The 23,431-nt window shown below is 45.6% G+C and carries 24 protein-coding genes; 15 read left to right on the forward strand and 9 right to left on the reverse strand.

Annotated elements, in window-relative coordinates; all coding sequences use genetic code 11:
* The first annotated feature begins 2 nt into the window (after positions 1–2).
* A complete protein-coding gene (locus K339_RS0120720) occupies positions 3–1,043 on the forward strand; it encodes a radical SAM protein (protein ID WP_084332274.1) in 1,041 nt (346 codons plus the stop codon).
* On the opposite strand, the gene K339_RS0120725 is transcribed toward K339_RS0120720, so the two are convergent.
* Positions 1,040–2,266: a BaiN/RdsA family NAD(P)/FAD-dependent oxidoreductase gene (locus K339_RS0120725; protein ID WP_028525316.1), complete on the reverse strand. Its 1,227-nt coding sequence runs from the start codon at positions 2,264–2,266 to the stop codon at positions 1,040–1,042. The genes K339_RS0120720 and K339_RS0120725 overlap by 4 nt on opposite strands.
* A 129-nt stretch (positions 2,267–2,395) precedes the next feature.
* On the opposite strand from K339_RS0120725, the gene K339_RS34340 reads away from it, so the two are divergent.
* Positions 2,396–3,439: a DNA/RNA non-specific endonuclease gene (locus K339_RS34340; RefSeq protein ID WP_037301402.1), complete on the forward strand. Its 1,044-nt coding sequence runs from the start codon at positions 2,396–2,398 to the stop codon at positions 3,437–3,439.
* Here K339_RS34340 and K339_RS0120735 read toward each other — a convergent pair.
* The 3 genes from K339_RS0120735 to K339_RS0120745 all read right to left on the reverse strand — a co-directional run bounded on the left by K339_RS0120735 (position 3,429) and on the right by K339_RS0120745 (position 5,501).
* A complete protein-coding gene (locus tag K339_RS0120735) occupies positions 3,429–4,157 on the reverse strand; it encodes a carbon-nitrogen hydrolase family protein (RefSeq protein WP_028525317.1) in 729 nt (242 codons plus the stop codon). The genes K339_RS34340 and K339_RS0120735 overlap by 11 nt on opposite strands.
* Positions 4,158–4,168: 11 nt before the next feature.
* Positions 4,169–4,963 carry an N-acetylmuramoyl-L-alanine amidase-like domain-containing protein gene (locus K339_RS0120740; protein ID WP_028525318.1) on the reverse strand — a complete coding sequence of 265 codons (795 nt, stop codon included), beginning with the start codon at positions 4,961–4,963 and terminating at the stop codon, positions 4,169–4,171.
* A gap of 118 nt (positions 4,964–5,081) precedes the next feature.
* The gene (locus tag K339_RS0120745; RefSeq protein ID WP_028525319.1) at positions 5,082–5,501 is read right to left on the reverse strand and encodes an OsmC family protein; all 420 of its coding nucleotides are present in this window, start codon (positions 5,499–5,501) and stop codon (positions 5,082–5,084) included.
* Between the two features lie 187 nt (positions 5,502–5,688).
* Here K339_RS0120745 and K339_RS0120750 point away from each other — a divergent pair, with 187 nt between their 5' ends.
* Genes K339_RS0120750 through K339_RS0120785 form a run of 8 tightly spaced genes read left to right on the forward strand, consistent with a single transcriptional unit; the run spans position 5,689 to position 11,291 of the window.
* The gene (locus K339_RS0120750; RefSeq protein WP_028525320.1) at positions 5,689–6,450 is read left to right on the forward strand and encodes a hypothetical protein; all 762 of its coding nucleotides are present in this window, start codon (positions 5,689–5,691) and stop codon (positions 6,448–6,450) included.
* Positions 6,447–7,493 carry an SGNH/GDSL hydrolase family protein gene (locus K339_RS0120755; RefSeq protein ID WP_157607678.1) on the forward strand — a complete coding sequence of 349 codons (1,047 nt, stop codon included), beginning with the start codon at positions 6,447–6,449 and terminating at the stop codon, positions 7,491–7,493. The genes K339_RS0120750 and K339_RS0120755 overlap by 4 nt, the downstream gene beginning before the upstream one ends.
* Positions 7,490–8,368: a lipoyl synthase gene (gene lipA, locus K339_RS0120760; protein ID WP_028525322.1), complete on the forward strand. Its 879-nt coding sequence runs from the start codon at positions 7,490–7,492 to the stop codon at positions 8,366–8,368. Before K339_RS0120755 ends, lipA begins: the two co-directional genes overlap by 4 nt.
* 30 nt (positions 8,369–8,398) lie before the next feature.
* Entirely contained in the window at positions 8,399–8,662 is a 264-nt protein-coding gene (locus K339_RS0120765) for a hypothetical protein (protein ID WP_028525323.1), read from the forward strand.
* Positions 8,659–8,919: a Txe/YoeB family addiction module toxin gene (locus K339_RS0120770; RefSeq protein WP_028525324.1), complete on the forward strand. Its 261-nt coding sequence runs from the start codon at positions 8,659–8,661 to the stop codon at positions 8,917–8,919. The genes K339_RS0120765 and K339_RS0120770 overlap by 4 nt, the downstream gene beginning before the upstream one ends.
* A 6-nt stretch (positions 8,920–8,925) precedes the next feature.
* Positions 8,926–10,083: a lycopene cyclase family protein gene (locus K339_RS0120775; protein ID WP_028525325.1), complete on the forward strand. Its 1,158-nt coding sequence runs from the start codon at positions 8,926–8,928 to the stop codon at positions 10,081–10,083.
* Positions 10,084–10,119: 36 nt separating this feature from the next.
* Positions 10,120–10,998, forward strand: coding sequence for a pirin family protein (locus tag K339_RS0120780; protein ID WP_028525326.1), 879 nt, complete (start codon positions 10,120–10,122; stop codon positions 10,996–10,998).
* Positions 10,999–11,012: 14 nt separating this feature from the next.
* Positions 11,013–11,291, forward strand: coding sequence for a GNAT family N-acetyltransferase (locus K339_RS0120785; protein WP_028525327.1), 279 nt, complete (start codon positions 11,013–11,015; stop codon positions 11,289–11,291).
* 57 nt (positions 11,292–11,348) lie between these two features.
* Here the strand turns inward: K339_RS0120785 and K339_RS0120790 are convergent, their stop codons facing one another.
* From K339_RS0120790 to K339_RS0120800, 3 genes are all read right to left on the reverse strand, one after another.
* Positions 11,349–12,062 (reverse strand): glucosamine-6-phosphate deaminase, encoded by a 714-nt coding sequence (locus K339_RS0120790; protein WP_028525328.1) that lies wholly within the window; start codon positions 12,060–12,062, stop codon positions 11,349–11,351.
* Entirely contained in the window at positions 12,043–12,771 is a 729-nt protein-coding gene (locus tag K339_RS0120795) for a hypothetical protein (protein WP_028525329.1), read from the reverse strand. Before K339_RS0120795 ends, K339_RS0120790 begins: the two co-directional genes overlap by 20 nt.
* Positions 12,772–12,936: 165 nt before the next feature.
* Entirely contained in the window at positions 12,937–14,088 is a 1,152-nt protein-coding gene (locus K339_RS0120800; RefSeq protein WP_028525330.1) for an acyltransferase family protein, read from the reverse strand.
* A 196-nt stretch (positions 14,089–14,284) separates the two neighbouring features.
* On the opposite strand from K339_RS0120800, the gene K339_RS0120810 reads away from it, so the two are divergent.
* Positions 14,285–16,786: a heavy metal translocating P-type ATPase gene (locus K339_RS0120810; protein WP_028525331.1), complete on the forward strand. Its 2,502-nt coding sequence runs from the start codon at positions 14,285–14,287 to the stop codon at positions 16,784–16,786.
* Here the strand turns inward: K339_RS0120810 and K339_RS0120815 are convergent.
* Positions 16,777–17,397 carry a transposase gene (locus tag K339_RS0120815; RefSeq protein ID WP_028525332.1) on the reverse strand — a complete coding sequence of 207 codons (621 nt, stop codon included), beginning with the start codon at positions 17,395–17,397 and terminating at the stop codon, positions 16,777–16,779. The two genes, K339_RS0120810 and K339_RS0120815, sit on opposite strands and share 10 nt — an antisense overlap.
* A 130-nt stretch (positions 17,398–17,527) precedes the next feature.
* Positions 17,528–18,292 (reverse strand): hypothetical protein, encoded by a 765-nt coding sequence (locus K339_RS0120820; protein WP_028525333.1) that lies wholly within the window; start codon positions 18,290–18,292, stop codon positions 17,528–17,530.
* A gap of 172 nt (positions 18,293–18,464) precedes the next feature.
* On the opposite strand from K339_RS0120820, the gene ccoS reads away from it, so the two are divergent.
* The 4 genes from ccoS to ccoG all read left to right on the forward strand — a co-directional run bounded on the left by ccoS (position 18,465) and on the right by ccoG (position 23,427).
* The gene (gene ccoS, locus K339_RS36750) at positions 18,465–18,611 is read left to right on the forward strand and encodes a cbb3-type cytochrome oxidase assembly protein CcoS (RefSeq protein WP_084332276.1); all 147 of its coding nucleotides are present in this window, start codon (positions 18,465–18,467) and stop codon (positions 18,609–18,611) included.
* A 36-nt stretch (positions 18,612–18,647) separates the two neighbouring features.
* A complete protein-coding gene (gene ccoN, locus K339_RS0120825) occupies positions 18,648–20,792 on the forward strand; it encodes a cytochrome-c oxidase, cbb3-type subunit I (protein ID WP_028525334.1) in 2,145 nt (714 codons plus the stop codon).
* Positions 20,793–20,797: 5 nt separating this feature from the next.
* Positions 20,798–21,859 (forward strand): cbb3-type cytochrome c oxidase N-terminal domain-containing protein, encoded by a 1,062-nt coding sequence (locus tag K339_RS0120830; RefSeq protein WP_028525335.1) that lies wholly within the window; start codon positions 20,798–20,800, stop codon positions 21,857–21,859.
* A 155-nt stretch (positions 21,860–22,014) separates the two neighbouring features.
* The gene (ccoG, locus tag K339_RS0120835; protein ID WP_028525336.1) at positions 22,015–23,427 is read left to right on the forward strand and encodes a cytochrome c oxidase accessory protein CcoG; all 1,413 of its coding nucleotides are present in this window, start codon (positions 22,015–22,017) and stop codon (positions 23,425–23,427) included.
* Positions 23,428–23,431 lie beyond the last annotated feature (4 nt).

Here is a 23,431-nt window from a genome sequence, read left to right on the forward strand (position 1 = left end):
GAATGGCTACTGAACTAATTACGCATTGCGAGTCTGTTGGGCCAACCGTGCCCGACAGATTTCGTTCCATTCAGCTACATCCCACTCGCCGATGTAATCTAGCTTGTCTCCACTGCTATTCCTACTCAGCTCCTCATCATCGAGATATGCTGGACGTGGAAGCGACTAAAAAGTTTTTGGCCTACGCTTTTGAAGAAGGTTTCAACAACATCGCCATTTCGGGAGGAGAGCCTTTTTTGTACAGTGATTTGGAAGAACTATTGCGTTTTGCCAAGGAGATAGGATACCAAACGACAATGGCATCGAATGGTATGCTTCTTAAAACAGAACGCGCTAAACGTATTTTAGCATTTGTAGATTTAATTGCAATCAGTATCGACGGCCCTCCACCTTTGCATGATCACATCAGGGCGCAAAAAGGCGCTTTTGAGAAAATGATGGAAGGCGTAAAAGTCTTGCAACAACACCAAAAGCCCTTTGGTTTTATCCATACAGTCACTCCCCAAAGCTGGGAGTCATTGTTGTGGCTGGGAGAATTTGCCGAACAAAATGGCGCAAAACTACTACAACTTCACCCATTGGAAATGCACGGCCGCGCTTCTGAGACACTTACTTCTCTAGCTATGGATGACACATTAGCGCACCAAATGTATATTTTAGCTCATTATTTGCGGAGCAAGTACGCCGATTCGATGATTGTCCAAATAGATTTACTTCACCGTGAATACATCCGCACTTTTCCCCAAGTAGTCAGTGCTTTTTCCCGCCAATGTGCTGCCAACAACCACTTATCCGACCTTTTTGACACTATTATTGTGGATGAAACTGGGAAAATAACACCTGTTGCCTACGGCTTTGGCGACCAGTTTTCTATCGGTAACATTCACCGTTTCGATTATCAACTTTTCGAACGGTTCATTCAAGAAAAAGTACCCTCGTTAAAAAAGGTATTTGAAAAAACGTTGGATAAAATTATTAACAATTTCGAAACCGATATTGTCAATTGGAATGAGCTTATTGTGCAGGAAAGTATTGCCGCTTAGTCCCCAATACTCCTCCCCGCAATCACCGCCGTTGTCCAAGCGGCTTGAAAATTATATCCGCCCGTAATACCGTCGATGTCGAGCACTTCGCCCGCAAAAAATAGCCCAGGAACGTGGCGACTTTCGAGCGTTTTGGGATGGAGATTGGCTAAATTGACGCCCCCGCAGGTCACAAATTCGTCTTTGAAGGTGGTTTTTCCCTGTACTTCCAACTGAAAATTAGTCAGTTGCTCTACCAAGCGGTGTAGGTTTTTGGCAGGTAAGTCAGCCCAACGCATCGTGTCGGGGATATTGGCGAGTTCGACCAATTGTTTCCAAAGACGTTGAGGTATTCCAAAGGGGGCTTGGGTCGGCACAAATTTCCCTTTCCACTGTACGTCGCGCTGCATGGAAGTCAGCTGCTCTTGCACTTCGTTCGGTTTTTGGTTGGTAAAATTAATCAAGGACATAAATTGGTAATTTTTGGAGGCCAACTCCCGCGCCCCCCACGCCGACAAACGTAATACCGCAGGCCCACTTACACCCCAATGCGTAAACAACATCGGTCCTGCTTCGGTCAGTTTACTGCCTGCCAATTTTACGCCTACTTTTCCTACCGACACCCCCATCAGGTCTTTCAGCGGCAATTTGGGCGCGTTGAAGGTAAACAAAGAAGGTACGGGCGTTTCAATGTCGAGCCCCAGCGTAGCCAACCAATCGTAGCCCGACAACTGCGGGTGGCCTCCTGATGTCACCAAAACTCGATTTACACTCAGTTCTTCTCCCGACTGAAGCCTGAGCCGAAACTGCCCTCCATCAACCACAATAGAATTCACCCCCGTACTTGTGCGGACCTCCACGCCCGCCCGCTGTGCCGCCTGTTGCAAACAGTCTATAATCGTTTCGGAACTGTTAGTCGTGGGAAACATCCGCCCGTCGGGTTCGGTTTTGAGGGCTACGCCTCGGCTTTCAAACCACTGAATGGTGTGTTGATTGTTGAAAATTTCAAACAGCGGTCGTAAAAATTTTGCGCCGCGTGGGTAGCCTTTCACCAATTCGGGGAGCGTAGGCGCGGCATTGGTAACATTACAGCGTCCGCCGCCCGAAACCTTGACTTTGCTGAGGACATTGCGGCTTTTTTCAAAAATAGTCACCTTGGCGGTGGGAAAAGTCTCGGCGGCGGTGATGGCGCCCATAAATCCAGCGGCCCCGCCGCCAATAACTGCTATTTGTAGTGATTGCACGTTTTGTTGGTCTAATATCAACTCGAAAGTGGGGAAACTTTTGGGAAGTTCAAAAAAAACGTTGCGTTGTTCGACCTTCTGTACCGTTCTTTGCGTTTTATACCAAAAAACAGAGAACAAACATTAAGTATGTACTATCGGAAAGGTCTGCGCTGGGGAAACACCCTAATGTTGTTATTTACTTTTATCGCCATCGGGTTGGTGCTTCATTACCGTGGCCGCACCAAACCGTTGGTTTCGTTTTGGAACGACGTTAAGAGTGTGTTTATATACCAAGAACGCTCCTCGGACAGAAATAATCCTTACAAAAACCCTGAACCTACCAGCACTGCCTCCGACGACCGAACGTCGTACGACGATGTAGCCTCAGACGACCGTAGTTTGTTAGAAAAAGAAGGACTCAAAAGCAATGCTGAAAGTGCTTCGGAAGATGAAGAATCAGAAAACACCAGCAGTAACAATGCTGATTTTTCTAAGGCCAAGGATTTTGGCTTGCCTGCCATCGGCGCCAACGACCAAATTATCCGCCACCACCGCATTACACTTCGGTACCGCGAACAATACGAGCAAGCAGACTGGGTAGCGTATAAATTGTTGGGCGATGAAGCTCGTGCCTACCTCTCCCGCGACGGCAATAAGTTTGTGCCTGACCCACTGGTCAAAACAGGTTCGGCTACGCACGCTGATTATACCCGCTCGGGCTACGACCGTGGGCACTTAGCGCCTGCGGGAGATTTTAATATTTCGCCCGACGATAAGCAAGAAACGTTTTACATGAGCAACATCAGTCCACAAGTGGGCGATTTTAACCGTGGGATTTGGAACGATTTGGAGCAAAAATTTCGTCAATGGGCACAACGCGACGAAGAATTGTACATTGTTACGGGGCCCGTTTTAAAACCTGGCTTACCTACCATTGGCAAAAACAACGAAATCGCCGTTCCCGAAATGTATTATAAAATTGCGCTTTGCCTCACCGACCGCCAACCGCGCATGATTGGTTTTATTTTGAAGAACGAATTTTCGAGCGAAAACCTCAAAACATTTGTGGTCAGTGTGGATGAAATTGAACGCCTCACGGGCATTGATTTTTTCCCAAAACTACCCGACGCACTGGAGAAAAAACTAGAAAGTTCGACGACGACTCAAGGCTGGTTTTCGGCTAGGAATTAATCCTGACATCGACTTCGTGGGTTTTGGTATCGACCACCAAAACCCCTTCCATTTCATCGTCAAGCTGCTTTAGTAATCCTTCGGGCGACCAAGCCGCACTTTTACCGCTCCCCACAAAGTCTTCACACTGCCCCACACAATTGGCAATCAGTACCGTCATTCCACGTTCGGAAGCTAGTTTTGAGAGAATTTCGGCTGATTTTTCCATACCTGCCACCGTTTTGGCCACGCTAGCTACGTATATTTTCGCTCCACTCTCAATGATGCTTTGGGTATGCACCTCGACTGACAATTCATAACAAATTGCCAACGCTACGGCTTCCTGTTTTACCTCAATCGTGGTAAAATTTTTGCCACTGACAAAAAAAGGCTCTTCGTCGGCGTGAAGGTATTTTTTGGAATAAACCAAGCGCGTTTGGTACGGACGAAACAACACCAAACTGATATGTAGCCCAGCCGCACTTCGGGTGGGCATCCCCACGCCAATCGTCATGCGGTGTAGGTTACTCAGTTCCTGAAATTCATCCAACGACGCATCGTCGCTCTCCACCGCCAGACTTTCGGCCAAAAGCGGCTCGTAATTGGTCAACGACAATTCAGGAAAGACCAAAAAATCTGCTTGTTTCTCCGCCGCAAGCGCCACAAAACGCAGGTGTTTTTCTTTGTTTTGGGCAATATCTCCCCTGGCCGATTGTAATTGGGCGATGGCTATTTTCATGAAAACTAAGATTATTTAATGCGTAAAACCACAATACCGCTGTGCTTTTTGACCCGTTGAAGGTAATCCGCCAAGGTTTCAGTCGCTACAATCACCTTTTTGGCTTCGAGCGAAGCGTGCAATAAATATGCTCGGCCGTTGCGTTTCACCACAAAACCTTCGTGGTTAAAATCCAACCCCTCAATGCCCGACGTAATGCCAATGATATCACCGTCTTGCAATTTTGACTCAATGCCTTCTACCTCTTTTTTGGGAAGATAATGCCACGATTTACTCGACAGTTTCGCCTCCACTTCTTGGGTCGTCTGGAAGTCTTTTTCCTCAACCAAACCCGCATAGGCCGCGCGGTGCGACGTCATAAAATTGATGGAAGGTTGAATTTTTGTCCCTCCTAATTGTTCGGTCACATCGTCAAACAGCCCTTTGGCTTCCCCCTGAAATTTCCATTCCAAAAAATAATGCAAACGCGAACCATAACCATCAATGACGCCGTTTCGGTAGCGCATTTGCACCAATTGATTTTGGAATTGCATGTAGGATTTTTGGTGGTGACGGGCATGAGTTATTGCCAATACCGACTCCACAAAAGTATAACAGTCAAATTCTCGAAGATTACACACCAAGTTTTCGGGCGAACGTTCTAGTGTATGCGCTACGTAGGGTGTCCCCACAAAACTTTTGGCTAAGGCCAAGGAAGTCGCGGCTTTGGTAGGTCCTTTCTCAACTTGAATTTTTTCCGCAAAAATGGTCTGATTCAAGTCAATAACGACCCACATTCCCAAAAATAAACTTAGTAGTGTCTTCATCTTTTGTTTTTTGTTCTGTTCGTGTGGAGGGTTGCTCACAACCCGTTTACTGTGCTGAGGGTTGCTCACAACCCGACGATAGTGAGATAGTCGGGTTGTGAGCAAACCTCCACACAATTTATCCCACCTTCCACTCAAAAGTGATGGCTTGCTCAATATCAGGATGCAAGCTTAGAGCTACGGGGCAAGTGTGCGCCGCTCTTTCCAATTTGGCTTTTTCGGCATCGCTTAGCTCCGTACCTGTCAGCATCGACAGCTTCACTTCTACTTTCGCAATTTTACGCGGAGGCTCCGCCGACATGCCTTTGGTTATTTCCATTTGTGAACCTTTCAAGTCGATTTCATCACGACGGGCTACAATCCCCATGATGGTCATCATGCAGCTTCCCAAAGCAGCCGCAACAAGGTCGGTGGGAGAAAACGCTTCTCCTTTTCCATTATTGTCGGTGGGAGCGTCAGTTATAATAGTAGTACCCGACTGTAAATGAACAGCTTCGGTGCGTAATTCTCCGAGGTAGGTGGTTTGTACGGTTGGCATTTTTGTCTAGTTATAAGGTGTATTGATGTGCAATTTACGGTTTATGAAAAAATTCTGAACCACTCGTACCCGAAAATAGTTTATCTTCCACACTTATAAACGCAACTTTTTTATACCTTTTCACGTAAATTAACTTGACTATAACAGGTATTTTTGGTAGGTTTAAGTAAAATTTTTGCAAAGTCAGATGAAAGCTGTTTCGACCATAACCCTTGCTTTGCTCTTGCTTGTACAAGCTGCATGGAGCCAACAACGCCGTACTAAAACCAACGCCGAAGACGACGGCGAAGAAGAGTACAGTTCCATTACTACCTATGGAGTAACCACCAACACCAACTCGGGTTTGCTGGGTGGTTTTGTATTTCGTCATTCTTCTCAAATCGACAAAGAACTTTTTGGCCGTCACCAATACCGCTATTTAGGTCTTGAGCTTGTTAATGTTCGTCACCCGAAAGAATTGTCGCAGTCGAGCAATACAGGCGCACGTTTTACGCCTGGCAAGCAGAACTATCTTTTTGTCTTACGCCCCCAATACGGTCGTGAAATCATCTTATCGAATCGCAACAACGACGAAGGAATTTCAATCAACGGTATTCTTGCTGCGGGGGTATCACTCGGCATTTTGAAACCCTATTATATCCAGTACCAAGTCCGTCCTGGCGTAGTTCGCACCGAAGCTTATGATCCCCTCAAACATACCGATTTGGGCAATATCCTTGGGTCTGGCAATATTCTTCAAGGCTTAGGTAATTCTAAAATTATTCCTGGTATCAACGCCAAACTTGGCTTTAGTTTTGAATTAAGTGCCTTTCGTAGCAACCTCACAGGCGTAGAAATTGGCTTTTTGACCGAGCTTTTTGGAAAAGCTCCCGTCATTATTCCTTTTGCCGAAAACCGTAGCTTATTTACGTCGGGCTACGTGACGTTGTTTTTTGGAAATAAAAAATGAAGTCCCTGTTTCAGAACGCTTTACTCTTTTTATTCTCTTGCATCGTCACTTTAGGGATTGTTGAAATGGGCATGAGGTTCTTTGCCAAAAAGGGCCTCAGTTACCTCCAATCAGATTCGTATTTGGGCTGGATTACCCAACGAAACGTCCGTTATGAGCTTGCCAAAGTGGATGGTTGCGGACAGCCTTATTCGCTTTTATATACCACCAATCAAGACGGCTTTCGTCGGTTTGGAGATACGGCCTCTATCCGCCCCAAAGTCCTTTTTATCGGCGATTCTTTCACCCAAGCCATTGATGCTTCCGACGATAGCACGTACTTCTCGCTGCTGGGACAACAGCTTTCTTTTGAAGTATTTGCCAACGGCACTGGCGGGCACGGCACACTCCAAGAAGCCATGCAACTCGAACAAGTCATTGGCAAAATCAAACCCGACGTGGTGGTTCTTCAGTTTTGCGAAAACGACTTTATCAACAACAGTTTTGAGTTAGAAAAAGCGAGTATTTACCATAATAATCAGCAACAACGGCCTTACCTCAACCTCCAAGGGAAGATTTATTATGCCAATCCCGTTCAAAATTCCCTTACCCGTTTTTTGGTCAATCACTCCAAGTTGCTTTCGTTCTTACTTCCCAAAATAAAGATTTTACTCGAAGGTTCGTCCTCCCAAAAAGCCGCTAATCAGGCTCAACATGAGGAATTTAAGCCCGCAGATTATCTTCAAGCAGAAAAAATAACTGACTTAGGCATTCAAAAAATTAAGTTAATTTGTAAAAAAAACAATGCCACACTCGTTAGCTTTCCTGTTGATGCACCGCTGCTTCGGGCTACTTCATCAAAAACACCGTACGAAGTATTGATGCAACAAAATGGAATAGAGATACTTGGCAACGTACCAGAAGCAATTGAGAAACTAGAACGCGCTGGGATTTGTTGTCGAGCAAAGGATGAGGCGCATTGGAACCACTTCGGGCATCAAGTCTGTGCCCAAACTTTAATTAATCGTTTACAATTCGTGATAAATCACGCAATAAAGCAATGATAGAACTTCCTGTAATCGCATCTGAGCGCAAAAAACGCCCCGATTGGCTAAGAGTTAAACTTCCGACTGGGCCAGAATACCGTAAAGTTCGGACGATTGTGGATACCAATAAGCTCCACACCATTTGTGAAAGTGGAAATTGCCCTAACATGGGCGAATGCTGGGGCGAAGGTACCGCCACGTTTATGATTTTGGGGAATGTCTGTACGCGCAGCTGCTCGTTTTGTGCCGTAGCCACGGGCCGCCCCAACGAATACGACGCCGACGAACCACGCCGCGTGGCCGAAGCCATCAAAACAATGGGCGTAAAACACGCGGTTATTACCTCCGTAAACCGAGACGAGTTAAAAGACCGTGGCGCCGAAATTTGGCACCAAACCGTCGTTTTGACCAAAGAATTGAGCCCCGCTACTACCATTGAAACGCTGATTCCTGATACCAAAGGAAACTGGGAAGCGCTGGAACGAATGATTTCGGCAGGGCAAGAAGTGGTATCGCACAATGTCGAAACCGTGGCTCGGTTGTACCGCGCCGTACGTCCACAGGCCAAATACGAACGTAGTTTGGAACAAATTAAGCGTACCAAAGCCTACGGAAAACGTACCAAATCGGGCATTATGCTTGGTTTGGGCGAGACGCAAGACGAAATGTTCAAAGCCATGGACGACTTAGTAGCGCACGGTTTGGACGTTCTTACGTTGGGTCAATATTTGCAACCGACCAAAATGCACCACGAAGTGATTGAGTGGATTCACCCTGACACCTTTGCCATGTACCGCGAAGAAGGGCTCAAACGGGGCTTAAAATACGTAGAGTCGGGACCACTCGTTCGTTCGAGCTACCACTCTGAGCGCCACGTCAACGTACCGATTTAAGCAAGTTTTCACTTTAATAGTTATACACCCATGACCGTCACTTACGAAATAGACGCAGATGAACTAAACGAAAATTTCCTGGAGTCGCTCCGAAGTTTGTTTAAAGGCCGTCGGCTTAAGTTGACGGTGGAGGAGCCTTCAGACTTGAGTGAAATAACAAAAACTAAAGTTCAAAATGCACTTCAAAGCAAAGAAGTTCTGTCCTTTTCTATTCAAGAATTTGAATCGGTATCAGCAAGAATGAATGCGAACGAAGACATTGATATTGAGGAATTTAAAACTTTTCATCCATGAGAAAAGTTGAATTCGATTTAGACGCATTTGAACAACTTTCCGAATGGGCGAGTACCAATAAAAAAGTGCATTCTCGAATTTGCCGAATCATCGTCGAAACTGCAAGAAATCCTTTTGAAGGAATAGGAAAAACCGAACCACTTAAAGGCAATTTTGCTGGTTGCTGGTCTCGCAGAATCACCGATGAGCATCGCATGGTGTATAAAGTCTATGACAATTCTGTTCGTATTCTAGCACTCGAAGGCCACTATGAATAATAGTACATGCAAAACTACGACTTCATCATCGCAGGAGGGGGATTAGCAGGACTTAGTTTGGCCTATTACATGAACCAAACAGTACTGCGCGATAAATCCATTCTCATTATTGACCAAGACACCAAGTCCAAAAACGATCGGACTTGGTGTTTTTGGGAGAAAGATACCCAAAGCCCATTTGATTCGATTGTGCACCGCCAATGGAATCAGGTGTATTTTCATGGAACAAACTTTTCGTCGGCGCTTGAGCTTGCGCCCTATTCCTACAAATGGCTACGGGGAATTGATTTTTATACCTTTGTCAAAACCGATTTAGCCAAAAATCCCAACATTACTTTTGTTCAAGAGCGCATCGAGCGAGTTAAAGACACACCCAACGGTGGTTTTATTATCACAGAAAACAACCAATACCTTGGCGGTTACGTCTTTGATAGCACCTACTCGTTGAAGCTAAATTTACCCGATTGCCATAACCTGCTTCAACATTTTAAAGGGTGGGAAATTGAAACCGACGTGCCTGTTTTTGACCCTAACTGCCCCGTTATGATGGATTATCGGGTTGAACAACGCGGCCTCGGTGTACGGTTTATGTATGTCTTACCCGAAAGTCCAACGCGGGCGATGATCGAATACACCATTTTTTCGGACAAACTACTGCCCACGACCGAATACGATGCCGAACTTCATGCTTATATCAAAGACTTTCTGAAAATCAGCGACTTTCGGATTGAACACGAGGAGTTCGGTGTTATTCCAATGACCGACGAACCTACGCCCTCACTGGAAGGAGAGCATGTTTTCCGTATTGGTACGGGAGGGGGCTACGTCAAAGCCTCGACGGGCTATGCGTTTCAGCGTACGCAGCGATTTACGCGTGAGTTGGTCAAAAATTTGGTCACAATTGGAAAACCTCTCCCCCCAAAACGTTCTCTTAAAAAAAGATTTAAAGACCTGCTTGACAGCACTTTACTAAACGTCCTACTCAAAAGTCGTGCTTCAGGAAAAGAGGTATTTACCGCGCTTTATCAGAAAAATCCAACGCCACGCTTGTTTGCCTTTTTGGACGAAGACACTACCTTGCTGGACGATTTAAAAATCATGTCAACCGTTCCGCTTGGTGCCTTTACGGCGGGGCTGTTTGATGCCCTTCGCAAAAAAATCTAAGAAGGGAGTTCCCATAAACCTATCATCTGGTAAGTTATGTCAAACATCAGTTTAATCATAGAAGAACGAGCCGCCAGCATTGGCAACTTTATGGTGGGGCGACTACTCCCCTTTCGCCAAAAAAGGTCGGTGGGTCCCTTTGTATTTATTGACCACATGGGCCCAGTAAAAATGAATGAGCGGGAAAATATGGATGTGTTACCGCACCCACATATCGGTCTTTCTACCCTTACGTTCTTATTTGAGGGGGCTATCGTACACCGTGATAGTATTGGGAGTGAACTAGAAATACAACCTGGGGCGGTGAATTGGATGACCGCAGGCAGTGGGGTTGTACATTCTGAGAGAACACCAGAACGGCTAAGAAATTCCACCAAAACGCTTCATGGATTACAGATTTGGGTTGCTTTACCAAAAGAATTGGAAGAAATAGCACCTTCTTTTACCCACATTCCTGCCGAAGATATACCACATTGGGAAGATGGGAATTTGTCATTTAAGCTAATTGCTGGCGAAGTATTTGGGAAAACCTCCCCTGTGCCTGTGCATAGTCCACTTTATTTTATCGAGATCAAAAGTAAAGAAGCCGCGCAAGTGAGCATTGGCGATATGCTTTATGGAGAAAGTGCCTTGTACATTCTCGATGGCTCCATTTCGAGCGAGGGAAATGTGTATGGACCAAAACAAATATTAATTGCCAAAGACACAAAACTTTGCACATTCAATATCGCCGCAAATTCTACGGTCTATATTTTTGGCGGAGAAGCATTTCCTGAGGAAAGATTTATTGATTGGAACTTTGTTTCATCAAGCAAAGAGCGATTGGCGCAAGCAAAGCAAGATTGGAAAAATCAAACTTTCCCTAAAATTTCGGGCGAAACTGACTTTGTTCCTTATCCAACATTCAAAATTTAAAAAACAATTCAACCATGACGATTGAACAATTTAACAGAGAATCTAAAGGTTTTTTTAAAGCTTCGGAAGATAGTAAAGAAGCAGGCAGAATGACGTATTCTTGGGCGGGAAACGACAAATTTATCATTGACCACACAGAGGTAAATCCCGATTTCAAAGGAAAAAATGTAGGGTTGCAACTTGTGATGGCTGCCGTAGATTTTGCACGGGAAAAAAACTTAAAAATAATCCCTCTGTGTCCGTTTGCCAAAAGTGTTTTTGACAAGAAAGAGGAGATAAGGGATGTTCTCTAACAACTGTCAAAATGAACATTTTCATTTTGACAGTCACAGAAAAATAGGGCATAAAATCTAAGCGGGATTAGCCGCTGCGTCCACCCACAAATAGCTATTGGCGTGAAGTTTCAAGGCCGAAGCTGGTAAGTTTTCGCCTACGGGTTCGTTGAGCACACGCTCAATAATGGCTTTTTTCTTCGCACCGTTGGCAATGACAATGGCAACTTTTGCCTCCAAAACGTGACGTAATCCCACCGTAATTCCTTGCGTCAATGGGGTGTTCGACTCAAAATATTTTTGCCCCACTGAAGCCGTTACCTCCTCTAAATCAGATACGTGCGCATAAGTATCAAACGACGTCCCAGGTTCGTTTAGTCCCAAATGCCCGTTCATGCCAATACCGACCATAATCACGTCCAAGCCACCACGGCTTGCGATAAATTCGTTGACGCGGTCACACTCGGCGGCCAAATCGTCGGTGAGGCTGTCAAAAAACGAAACGCGCTCGGCAGGAATGCCAAGGGGCTTGATCAACGGCCCGTCGATGTACGAACGGCAACTGCCTGGGTTGTCGGGCGAGATGCCCACCCATTCGTCCAAGCCCACAAAGGTCGCTTGGTCAAAATCGCCAGGCTGGGCTTTGGCTACAATTTTTTGGAAGGTCAACAACGGTGTTTCGCCCGAGGCTACACAAATCGTCGCCGTTGGTTTTTGGCGAACGTAGTTCAAAATAAACTCAGAGGCGTGTTCTGAAAGGGCTTCGTAATCGTCAAATACGTGGTAATTCATGCGTTCTTTTTTCTAATTCAGTGATGAGTTGTTGGATGTGTTGGGACGAAAATAGCTTTATTTTTCCTTTGTTTTGTTCAATTCGGGGCAAATCAAAAAGCAGAATCACTTGTTGTTCATCCGTTTCTGCGTGGCGACTGTATTTTTGTTCTTTAAACTGCCTTGCCCGTTCCGAATTGAGCATGACTGCCACCCGAAACGTTTTATTTTGGTACATTAAAGTCAGATCTACGCCGTTGAAATAGTCGTCACGCAAGGAATATTTTACTTCTTGAAATCGCCCCGATTCTTGGCAAAGTACAAAAAAATGAAAGTCTCGAATCAGCGACGGAAAACTGCGTAATAACCTTGCTTTCACCGCCTCAGCCTTGTAAACACGCCACGTTCCTTTCCGAAAAAATTGAATCCGAGTTTCGTCAAGCACCCCAAAATGAGCGATTAAGTACTGCGTCCAAAGTTCTTGCTCAGTAGGAATTTGCCCTTTGAAAAACAAAAACTTATAAAACGCTAACGCAAAAGGCGGCAACTTTGCCTTTTCTACCTCTGCATCTTTCAAAAGGTTTTCACCAGAATAAGCCAAGGAAGCCACTTGTTGTTCAATCAAAGCCGACGTCCAATTGACTTTTCGGACGTACGTGATGCTTCCTTTTTCCAATCCGATGTCAATAGTCGTACCATCAGCAAAAGTTTCGGGCAAAGATAGGGTCATTGAAAGAAGTGTTTAGCGTCGAGAACGCGCTCCCCGATCTGTTTTTTATCGCGTCGGAGACGCTAGGCCGTGCCCGCCCCGACATGATGTCGGGGCGAGAGCGGTTCCCAAACTTCGCTTTGGGAACCTTGTGGGATTGCGTCTCTGACGCAAACTGCGAAACAATTATTTCAATCCAAAGAAGATACGAAGAATTTTTATTCGCTTGATTACCAACCAATAAAGCCCTATACTAATAAGTAAAGACAAAGTACTTACCAAAAGAAAACCAGGCCAAACGCCGATATTCCATTTTAGTACATAAAAGCCAATGGCGACAATGACGGTTTGGTGTAGAATGTAAAATGGATAGACGGCCTCATTGAGTTGGCGGAGCGCAGGATGCGGGCGATTGAGGTATTGATAGCCGTAGGCCACAGTCGCAACAACCGAAAACCACGTCAAACAAAACGCGTTGATGTCCCAAACGACATCGTACCAAGCCATCTCGTCCCACTCGGGATAGACAAATCTGCGCAAATAGTACAAGGAATATAAAATAACCGTCGAAAATAGCGTAGCCCCACCATAAATACGACGTTGATGCGCCATTTCCTCCCATAGCGCTCGCCGACTGACCAATAAATAGCCACCCCAAAATAGCAATAAATTGAAGGTAAAATAAGCCCAATCGTCCACCAGCGCGTGGGTTTCTTCGGGGAAGTAAGGTTTGAGCACCACTTGACTCAAAATCAAAACGAGGGCATAAGCCAATGCCCCTCCTTTATAAAAACTCCATTTTTCTATTGTTTGGCCAAAATGTTCGCCTTGGGGAGTTTTTAACCAACGAAATAGCGGGATACTGATAAGTGAGTACAAAAACAAATAGGCAACAAACCATAAGTGATGCCAGCTAAAACTTCCTTTGGGATAGGCAACAAAGTCAAATACGGTTCGGTAAAAATCGGCGTAAAAAGAAAAGTGGATTCCGTTAAAAATCCGTTCGTAATAAATTTGAGGAGGAACAATGACGAACATCCCAAAAACGAGCGGTACAAACAACCGCTTTACGCGCTCAGACGCATATCCACCCAGCGTGCGGGTACGGAGGGCAAAGTAGGTACCCGCACCCGAAATAAAAAACAACAAAGGCATCCGCCAATAATGCAACCAAATCATCACCCAGCGCATGACTTCACTTTTTTCGGTGCTTTTGATGTGCCAGTCCCACGGCACGTAAATCATTCCGACGTGGTAATAAAGCAAGATAATAATACAAATAACCCGCAGCCAATCCAGGTCGTAGCGGCGAAGCGATGCAGACGAAGGTGTTTTCATGAATGTTTGTTTTTGAGGCAAAACAACCTCTTTCCGCCCATTTACCCCCTATTTGCCGTTAAAATCGAAGTTCTTACTTATCGGGAAGCAGGAAAAAGCCCAATTCCTGACCAATATTACCCTAAAAAACTGACTTTGGTCATATCCCTCCGTTCGGTTGTGTTGCATTTTTGACTCACTACAAAATGCCCATCCTATGTCGCAATCCATTTCACCCACCGTAGAAGTTCAATGTTACCACTGCGGTGCCGACTGCGAAGACCACGTCATCGTGCATGACGATAAGCCGTTTTGCTGCGAAGGCTGCAAAACCGTTTATGAACTTCTCCAAGAAAATCAACTCTGCAATTACTACGACCTGACGCAAAACCCAGGCGTATCGCCCGATAAAAATTACTACGCAGGCAAATACGCGTACTTAGACCTGCCCGAAGTGCACGATAAAATCATTGAATTTACCGACGGTCGCCAAACGCACATCAACTGGTTTTTCCCTCAAATGCACTGTAGTTCGTGCGTATATTTGTTGGAAAATCTACACCGCTTGCACGAAGGCGTGATTTCGTCGTTGGTAAATTTTCCCGAAAAGAAAGCCCGTGTCGTTATCGACGAACAAAAAATCAGCCTGAGTAAATTGGCCGAATTGCTTACCTACATCGGCTACGAACCTTACATTAGTTTGCAAGACATCGAAGCGCAGAAAGCACCCAAAACCAACCGTACGCGTTTGTACAAAATCGGGATTGCGGGTTTTGCTTTTGGCAACGTCATGATGATGAGCTTCCCCGATTATTTTGGATTGGGAGATACCCGCCTCGACCATCATTTGCAGACGATGTTTAGCGTTTTCAGTGTGGTATTGGCCTTGCCCGTGTTTTTTTACAGCGCTTCTGACTTCTTTGTCTCTGCGTGGAAATCCATTCGTGAACGTTTCCTCAATATTGATGCGCCCATCGCGTTGGCCATTTTGGTCACTTTTGTACGAAGTTTGTACGAAATTGGCACCCAAACGGGCGTCGGCTACCTCGACTCCATGACGGGTATTGTGTTTTTTATGCTGTTGGGGCGGTATTTTCAAGACAAAACGTACTCCGCCATTTCGTTCGACCGCGATTATAAATCCTACTTTCCCGTGGCGGTGACGTTATTGAGCAGAGGGAAAGACGCTGTCATACCAACGAAGGAGGTATCTAACACCAGTCTCCAGTCCCCAATCACCAATCACCAATTACTCGTAACCGACCTAGAACCTGGCGACCAGATTTTGATTCGTAACAAAGAATTGATTCCTGCGGATGTGCGCCTTGTCAGCGAACGCGCGATGATTGATTACAGTTTTGTTTCGGGAGAATCTACGCCCATTGAAAAAACGCGTAATGAACTCATTTATGCAGGTGGCCGTCAAATCGGGGGGGCGATTGAGGTCGAAGTGACCAAGCGAGTATCGCAAAGTTATCTGACGCAGCTTTGGAACAACGACTCGGCCACGCAACAGCAGCAAAATGCCCAACAGACGATGGTAGGTAAAATCAATTATTACTTTTCGTGGGCATTGTTATTCTTAGGATTTGGCGCTTTGGCCTACTGGTCTGTTTTGGGCGACTTGCCACGGGGCATCAACGCCATTACGACGATTTTGATTGTGGCCTGCCCCTGCGCGCTGCTACTCTCAGACACCTTTACCAACGGTAATATGCTGGGCATGTTTGGGTCAAATAAACTGTACCTCAAAAACGCCCAAATCATTGAAAATTTGTCTAAAATCGACACGGTTGTTTTTGATAAAACAGGAACGCTTACGTTACCCGATGCGGCACATGTTCAGTTTATTGGCAAACCACTCACTCACATTCAGCAACGCATCGTTCGTACCCTTTGCGAACAATCGTCGCACCCGTTGAGCCGATTGATTGCCAAGTCGCTACAACACGTTCCGCATGAAAAAATGATGAGCGATTTTCAAGAAATTGAAGGAAAAGGCGTGGAAGGCAAGTTAGGCGAACATGTTACGGTACGGCTAGGCTCCGCCACTTTTGTTTCTATTGACAACCAAGGAGTTACAAACCTTCAAGACAGCAACAGCAGCCACGTTTATTTTTCTTTTGATGGCAAAGTATTGGGTTATTTTGACATCCAAAGCCAATACCGCGACAACCTCGTTGATACCCTCAAAAGCTTAAAACAGCAGCATTACAATACCTATTTATTGTCGGGCGACAAACCTACCGACGTCGAAATGCTGAGTGAATTGTTTGGTTCACTCAAGCAGCTCAATTTTAACCAAAAACCCGACGATAAACTTCGATTTATTGAAAACTTACAACAGCAAGGCCACAAAGTCTTGATGGTAGGCGATGGCTTGAACGATGCAGGGGCACTCATCAAAAGCGACGTAGGCATTGCCGTTTCCGACAACATCAACAACTTTTCACCCGCCTGCGATGGGATTTTAGAAGGAAACCAACTTTCGAAGCTACCTCAGTTTGTTCGCCTAGCCCAAGCGGGCCGCAACATCGTGATTCAGAGCTTTATCATTTCGGTTGTGTATAACATCATTGGGTTAAGTTTTGCCCTTACGGGAAATCTTTCACCCGTCGTTGCTGCGATTTTGATGCCAGCCAGTTCGATTTCAATCGTTTTGTTTACCACGATTTCCAGCCGCATCGCGGCTGCGCGTCGGTTGCATTATCAGAAATGATTTTCATCGTTTTTCCAATTTTTAGGATTATTGATGATGTAATTTTGGATACGATACAATTCTTGTTCGTTGCGTATTATCCTGTCATGGAATTTAGATTGCCAGGCAAATGTCGTAGCATCGTTGCAGTGCAACGATGCCACAGATTGCAACGATGCCACATTTTTAGAACAAGCACCTTTGTATGAATTCAATACCCTTGATATACTGCCTGATTTGGGTGAAATATCAGACATAAATTGATTTTTGGTGGTATTGGTGGTATTGGTGGCATCGTTGCATTGCAACGATGGTACGCATTGCAACGATGCCACCGATTGCACCAATGCCACAGGGGATATAATCGCCAAAATTCCATGAATGTGATTAGGCATAACCACAAATTCGTCCAAAACGATATGGGGAGAAAACTGTGGTATTTTGTACCAATTATCGTGTACAATTTGCCCGACCTCAGATAATATCATTTGATTATCAACAATTCTACCAAAAAATGGCAACCTATCTTTGGTACAAATCGTCACAAAGTACATTCCTTCATTGCGGTAATCATACCCTTGCAACCGAAACGATTGACGCCGATACTGAGAATAGTCATTGAAGCTGGCCATAGAAATAAAGGGTTTATGCTTAAAACACCATTTGCTATCACCAGTTGAGACGTAGTGGGGTATGATTAGTATCCTATTAATTTTTATTGCACGTATTTTATTTCTGCATTAGTTGGGGTACTTTTTTCAATCAAGCCCACATACGGCTCGAAACTAGATTAATCACGGCATTGACCACCAGTGCTATCAAAAACGCTACCACAACCGAAAACTCGTGGAGCAAAAACGCCTGCAAAAACAAGAACGTCGTAAAGCCCACGAGGCCAATCATGATGCCTCGCAAGACCGTTATAGCCGCCGTACTACCTTGTAAATAATGATTAAAAATGGCCAAAATCGAGGTCAAGATAGGGAAAGGCGTCAGAACACCGCTCCAGCTAGGCCCCAAAATAGCGGCCAATCCTGTGATGGTCAGGACAAAAAGAGTCGCCACCAACATCCGAAACAATAAATCATACTTCGGGGGCTTCGCTCGGGAAGGAGCCGCTTGTCCCACTGAGGAGCGTGGAAAATAATACAAGGCAATCGTAATCACGACCAAAGCCAAGCCGTAAATTCCCCAAATTGTCAGCGGAATCGCATCCAACACAAGAGCAGTTAGGGCAAAAGCCACGTACGAAATCAGCAGCGTTGGTAGCCACTTCATCCGTTTGGAAAATAACGCATAGCAGTAACAAAAACTCACCAGCGCGATAATTCCCATCAAAATGCCTGGAATAGCGCGTATGCCAAAGTCTTTACCCTGCTCCAAAATAAAAAACACCAAGATAGGCCCCGCTACCCAAGGCATACTCCCGACCACTCCCCCTACCCGATTTCCCCACTTGCGGCTAATCAGCGTAATCAGTCCAATGACCAACGGAATAATGGTCAGTTTAAAAAATAAGATATTCATTAATCCACGAAGATAGTTCGACAAAGGTACACAGATCTACCAAAACTGACCAAAGTCAGTTTTGAGGACTGACTTCCCTCATCTTAATCCCGCCCCTCCAAACCTACTTTTGGGAGGTCGTCAGTCCTAGCAAGCTGGTACGATTTCAACATTCTCAAACATAAACACGTCTATGAGTGCTCTCATCATCCTGCTCTGCATCAGTCTGTTTGTCGCAGGCGGCTTCTTAATCGCCTTTGTATGGTCGGTACGTCAAGGACAATACGACGACGATTACACTCCTTCGATTCGGATTTTATTCGACGACAACGAAAAATAGTTCATCCTTTTTAATCATAAACTCCTCAAATTCAACATGGAACCAATTTCCAAAACAACCTCAACCGTTGACATGGAAGAGTTTCAGTATGATAACACCATCGTACGAAATTTCGCCATTGCTTCTATCGTGTTTGGGATTGTCGGAATGCTGGTGGGCGTCCTTATCGCGTTTCAGTTAGCATTTCCCGCACTCAACCTCGATTTGCCTTACACTACGTTTGGTAGGTTACGTCCCCTTCACACCAACGCCGTCATTTTTGCCTTCGTCGGTAACGGTTTTTTCATGGGGCTTTATTATTCTGCCCCGCGCGTATTGCGCACCCCTATGTACAGTAAGTTGTTGTCCAACATCAACTTCTGGGGTTGGCAACTCATCATCGTCGCCGCAGCCATTACGCTTCCATTAGGACTTACCACAGGGAAAGAATACGCCGAATTAGAATGGCCAATTGACATTGCGATTGCGGTCGTTTGGGTAGCGGCTCTTCTCAACTTGGTGATGACCATGATTAACCGCCGCGTGCAGCACATCTACGCTGCGGTTTGGTTTTACTTGGCTTCGTTTGTCACAGTGGCGATGTTGCACGTGGTCAACAGCGTTGAACTTCCAATCTCTCTTACTAAAAGTTATTCTTGGTACGCAGGTGTGCAAGATGCCTTGGTACAATGGTGGTACGGTCACAATGCCGTGGCATTCTTCTTGACAACTCCCTATTTGGGCTTGATGTACTACTTTTTGCCAAAAGCTGCCAACCGCCCTATTTATTCGTACCGATTGTCAATTGTTCACTTTTGGTCGTTGATATTCTTATACATCTGGGCAGGGCCTCACCACTTACTTTATACGTCTTTGCCCGACTGGGCTCAATCTTTGGGTACGGTATTCTCTATCATGTTGATTGCACCTTCATGGGGTGGGATGATCAACGGTTTGTTTACCCTTCGTGGTGCTTGGGACAAAGTTCGTGAAGATGTCGTTTTGAAATTCATGGTGGTAGGGGTAACAGCCTACGGGATGGCAACTTTTGAAGGCCCTATGCTTTCGTTGAAAAACGTAAACGCCATTGCCCACTATACCGACTGGATTGTAGCGCACGTTCACGTTGGAGCGCTTGGCTGGAACGGTTTTATGACGTTTGCCATCATGTATTGGTTGTTCCCACGTTTGTACGGACGTCCGTTGTTTTCTCAAAAACTGGCTAATTTCCACTTCTGGATTGGCACATTAGGTATCATTTTCTACGCCGTGCCGATGTACTGGGCAGGTTGGACACAATCGTCGATGTGGAAAGAATTTACCGAAGAAGGTTTCTTAAAATATCCTAACTTTCTCGAAACCGTTACGCAGCTTGTTCCTTTCTATATCTTACGTGGTGTGGGTGGTACTTTGTTCTTGGTAGGTTTCTTAGTGGGTACGTACAACTTGGCTATGACCGCCCTTAGTGGAAAACTTATCGCCAACGAAACAGCACGTGCGGCTTCCCTCAAATCTATCTGGAACCCACCAGCCAACGAATTTTGGCACAGCCGTATTTTTGAACGTAAACCTGTGTTCTTTACCGTTATTTCATTGGTAGCCGTTATCATCGGGGGTGTCATAGAACTTGTGCCAACTTTCATGGTAGAGTCCAATGTACCAACCATCGAAAGCGTGAAACCTTACACCGCCCTCGAACTTCAAGGCCGTGACATTTATGTCCGCGAAGGCTGCTATACGTGTCACTCTCAAATGATTCGTCCGTTCCGCTCAGAAACCGAACGTTATGGTGAATACTCAAAAGCAGGTGAGTTTGTCTATGACCACCCATTCCAGTGGGGTTCAAAACGGACAGGACCCGATTTGCACCGAGTTGGGGCAAAATATCCAGATTCGTGGCACTACAACCACATGGAAGACCCAACGAGCATGTCGCCTGGCTCTATCATGCCTAAGTACCCTTGGTTGCTTGAAGATGCGCTTGATTTGAGTACAACTCCTGCCAAAATCAGTGCCATGCGTACCCTCGGCGTCCCTTACGAAGACGGGTTTGAAGACCAAGCCATTGCCGACGCTCAAAAACAAGCCGATGGCATCGTGGCAAGTCTCAAAAAAGACGGTATCAAAGCCAAAGCTGACAAAGAAATCATTGCGCTCATTGCCTACTTACAACGCTTAGGTACTGACATCAAAAAACAATAAAAATCATGAAATTCAGAAACTATCTCCAGACGATTGACGGAGTGGCGATATATCCGCTCATCGGACTACTGATTTTTGCGGCCGTTTTTGTAGGATTGGTATGGTACCTTGTAAAACTTGACAAGAAAACCGTCCAAAAAATAAGCCAATTACCGCTCGAAGACGGCACCGTTCGCCGTGGGCTTGCAACTCTCGCGTTACTTTTAGTTTCGTCGATGGTGTTTGCCCAAGCCGCCGAAGCCCCCAAAGCAGGTAACAAAGAGTTGGTCAACTACCTCATCGTTATGTTGCTTGTTGTCGTCATTCTGGCTGTGCTCGTGCTCTTGGTGCAAGTGATGATGCTTCTTCGCAAAATCTCTGCTCCTCAGGGAGATGCAGAAGTAAAAGAAGATTTGCGCGGCGAATCTGCGCCGATTTTCAGTGACCGTTGGTGGCAGCGTTGGACGGGTTTTGGCGTGAAACTCGCCGACGAGCAACGCATCCTCATCAAAGGCCACGACTACGATGGTATTCACGAACTCGACAACCGTATGCCACCTTGGTTGGCATTCTTGTTCCAAGGTACGATTCTATTTGCCGTGATTTACCTCATTATCTATCACATGGCAGGTTGGGGAGATTTACCGATGGCCGAATTGGAAAAGGAAAGCCAGATTGTAGAAGCGAAGAAAACCGCGTTCCTTGAAAAAGCAGCGGCCAAAATCAACGAAAATACCGTTACGTTGGCCACCGATACCAAAGCGATTGAGGAGGGTAAAGCCATTTTTACTGCCAACTGCGCTGCTTGTCACGCTGCCGACGGAGGAGGAACTGTAGGCCCCAACCTTACCGACGAATACTGGCTCCATGGTGGTGGCATCAAAAATGTCTTCAAAACCATCAAATACGGTGTGCCAGAAAAAGGGATGATTGCGTGGGAAAAACAATTGAACCCACTCAAAATGCAACAAGTGGCTAGTTATATCATCTCTATCAAAGGCTCTAAGCCTGCGAACCCGAAAGCTCCTCAAGGAGAAATTTATACCGAAACTACCGCCGCTCCAGATAGTACTGTAGCAGCAAAATAAATGTCGAATGGATTGTCGAGTGTCGAATGCAGAGTGTCGAATAAAATGCGCTCCATTCGACATTCTGCACTCGACGCTCGACACTAAAACTGGACATTCGACACTAGAACTCGACATTCTGCACTCTGCATTCGACATTTTTTTTCATTCTCATTATGCAACCCCTCGATACACACCCCGACTTCGACGAATCGTTCCGCGATAGTTTTGCGGCGGTCGATGATACTACTGGGAAAAGAAATTGGTTTTATCCCCAAAAACCAACTGGAAAATGGCACAACCGCCGCGTTTGGTTCACCATCTTTCAGCTAACCGTTATGTTTGCCTTGCCGTTTATCAAAGTAAACGGTCAACCTCTATTCTTATTCAACATCCTAGAGCGTAAGTTTATCGTGTTTGGTATCTTCATTGGCCCACAAGACTATTGGTTGTTTGGCCTAATGATGATTTCCTTTTTTGTGTTTATCGTACTCTTCACCACCGTTTTCGGGCGGGTTTGGTGCGGCTGGGCGTGTCCTCAAACGGTATTCATGGAAATGGTTTTCCGCAAAATCGAATACGTCATCGAAGGCGATTGGAAAGCCCAACGCGCGCTTGCCAAAGCCCCTTGGAACAACGAAAAAATCATCAAAAGAACCCTTAAAGCGGTTATTTTCATGGCATTATCCTTTGCCATTGCCAATCTGCTATTGAGCTACTTTGTGGGGATTGACCGTCTTGAACGTATCATTTTAGAGCCAATCTCAGACCACTTGACCCTGTTTTTAGGCATCTGCGCTTTTACCTTGGTCTTTTTCTGGAATTTTGCCTGGCTTCGCGACCAAGCCTGTACCGTTGTCTGTCCTTACGGGCGCTTGCAGGGAGTGTTACTCGACAAAAACTCGGTCGTGATTGCCTATGATTATAAACGTGGCGAGCCGCGTGAAAAACTCCGTAAAGGTACCGAACGTACCGCTGGCGATTGTATCAACTGTTTTCAGTGTGTCAACGTGTGCCCAACGGGTATCGACATCCGCAACGGCACCCAAATGGAGTGCGTCAACTGCACGGCCTGTATCGATGCCTGCGACAATATCATGGAGAAAGTAAACCTTCCCAAAGGACTGATTCGCTTTGATTCAGAAAACAATATTTCTTCGGGTAAAAGTAAACTTATTACCACTCGAACCATTGCCTATGCGGTTGTATTGACAGCGCTTTGGGTAGGTCTGGGTTACGCTATTTTTACCCGAAACGACACTGAAACAACGCTTTTGCGCGCTCCAGGCTCGCGCTTTATCGAAAATCCTGACGGCACCATTAGCAATCTTTATACCTTCAAATTGTTTAATAAAACCAATCACCCCATCCAGCCTGAGATGAAGCTGTTGTTCCCCAAAGGCACCTTAAAATTTGCGGGGATTCCTAATCTCAACCTCGAATCCGCTGGAATGGTCGAAGGTTCGGTCTTTATTACCATTCCAAAATCGGAAATCTCCAAACGCCGCACCGACGTTTCCTTGGGAATCTATGCCAACGGCAAGCAGTTGGAAGAATTTAAAACAACCTTTATTGCACCAGAAGAATAAATAT

The organism is Runella limosa DSM 17973, assembly GCF_000482465.1.
In the GTDB taxonomy this organism is placed as follows: domain Bacteria; phylum Bacteroidota; class Bacteroidia; order Cytophagales; family Spirosomataceae; genus Runella; species Runella limosa.

What these genes read in the sequence shown, in the direction of transcription:
- K339_RS0120720 (WP_084332274.1), top strand. Translation starts at nt 3, where the DNA reads ATGGCTACTGAACTAATTACGCATTGCGAGTCTGTTGGGCCAACCGTG.
- K339_RS34340 (WP_037301402.1), top strand. Translation starts at nt 2,396, where the DNA reads ATGTACTATCGGAAAGGTCTGCGCTGGGGAAACACCCTAATGTTGTTA.
- K339_RS0120735 (WP_028525317.1), bottom strand. Translation starts at nt 4,157, where the DNA reads ATGAAAATAGCCATCGCCCAATTACAATCGGCCAGGGGAGATATTGCC.
- K339_RS0120740 (WP_028525318.1), bottom strand. Translation starts at nt 4,963, where the DNA reads ATGAAGACACTACTAAGTTTATTTTTGGGAATGTGGGTCGTTATTGAC.
- K339_RS0120745 (WP_028525319.1), bottom strand. Translation starts at nt 5,501, where the DNA reads ATGCCAACCGTACAAACCACCTACCTCGGAGAATTACGCACCGAAGCT.
- K339_RS0120750 (WP_028525320.1), top strand. Translation starts at nt 5,689, where the DNA reads ATGAAAGCTGTTTCGACCATAACCCTTGCTTTGCTCTTGCTTGTACAA.
- K339_RS0120755 (WP_157607678.1), top strand. Translation starts at nt 6,447, where the DNA reads ATGAAGTCCCTGTTTCAGAACGCTTTACTCTTTTTATTCTCTTGCATC.
- lipA (WP_028525322.1), top strand. Translation starts at nt 7,490, where the DNA reads ATGATAGAACTTCCTGTAATCGCATCTGAGCGCAAAAAACGCCCCGAT.
- K339_RS0120765 (WP_028525323.1), top strand. Translation starts at nt 8,399, where the DNA reads ATGACCGTCACTTACGAAATAGACGCAGATGAACTAAACGAAAATTTC.
- K339_RS0120770 (WP_028525324.1), top strand. Translation starts at nt 8,659, where the DNA reads ATGAGAAAAGTTGAATTCGATTTAGACGCATTTGAACAACTTTCCGAA.
- K339_RS0120775 (WP_028525325.1), top strand. Translation starts at nt 8,926, where the DNA reads ATGCAAAACTACGACTTCATCATCGCAGGAGGGGGATTAGCAGGACTT.
- K339_RS0120780 (WP_028525326.1), top strand. Translation starts at nt 10,120, where the DNA reads ATGTCAAACATCAGTTTAATCATAGAAGAACGAGCCGCCAGCATTGGC.
- K339_RS0120785 (WP_028525327.1), top strand. Translation starts at nt 11,013, where the DNA reads ATGACGATTGAACAATTTAACAGAGAATCTAAAGGTTTTTTTAAAGCT.
- K339_RS0120790 (WP_028525328.1), bottom strand. Translation starts at nt 12,062, where the DNA reads ATGAATTACCACGTATTTGACGATTACGAAGCCCTTTCAGAACACGCC.
- K339_RS0120795 (WP_028525329.1), bottom strand. Translation starts at nt 12,771, where the DNA reads ATGACCCTATCTTTGCCCGAAACTTTTGCTGATGGTACGACTATTGAC.
- K339_RS0120800 (WP_028525330.1), bottom strand. Translation starts at nt 14,088, where the DNA reads ATGAAAACACCTTCGTCTGCATCGCTTCGCCGCTACGACCTGGATTGG.
- K339_RS0120810 (WP_028525331.1), top strand. Translation starts at nt 14,285, where the DNA reads ATGTCGCAATCCATTTCACCCACCGTAGAAGTTCAATGTTACCACTGC.
- K339_RS0120815 (WP_028525332.1), bottom strand. Translation starts at nt 17,397, where the DNA reads ATGGCCAGCTTCAATGACTATTCTCAGTATCGGCGTCAATCGTTTCGG.
- K339_RS0120820 (WP_028525333.1), bottom strand. Translation starts at nt 18,292, where the DNA reads ATGAATATCTTATTTTTTAAACTGACCATTATTCCGTTGGTCATTGGA.
- ccoS (WP_084332276.1), top strand. Translation starts at nt 18,465, where the DNA reads ATGAGTGCTCTCATCATCCTGCTCTGCATCAGTCTGTTTGTCGCAGGC.
- ccoN (WP_028525334.1), top strand. Translation starts at nt 18,648, where the DNA reads ATGGAACCAATTTCCAAAACAACCTCAACCGTTGACATGGAAGAGTTT.
- K339_RS0120830 (WP_028525335.1), top strand. Translation starts at nt 20,798, where the DNA reads ATGAAATTCAGAAACTATCTCCAGACGATTGACGGAGTGGCGATATAT.
- ccoG (WP_028525336.1), top strand. Translation starts at nt 22,015, where the DNA reads ATGCAACCCCTCGATACACACCCCGACTTCGACGAATCGTTCCGCGAT.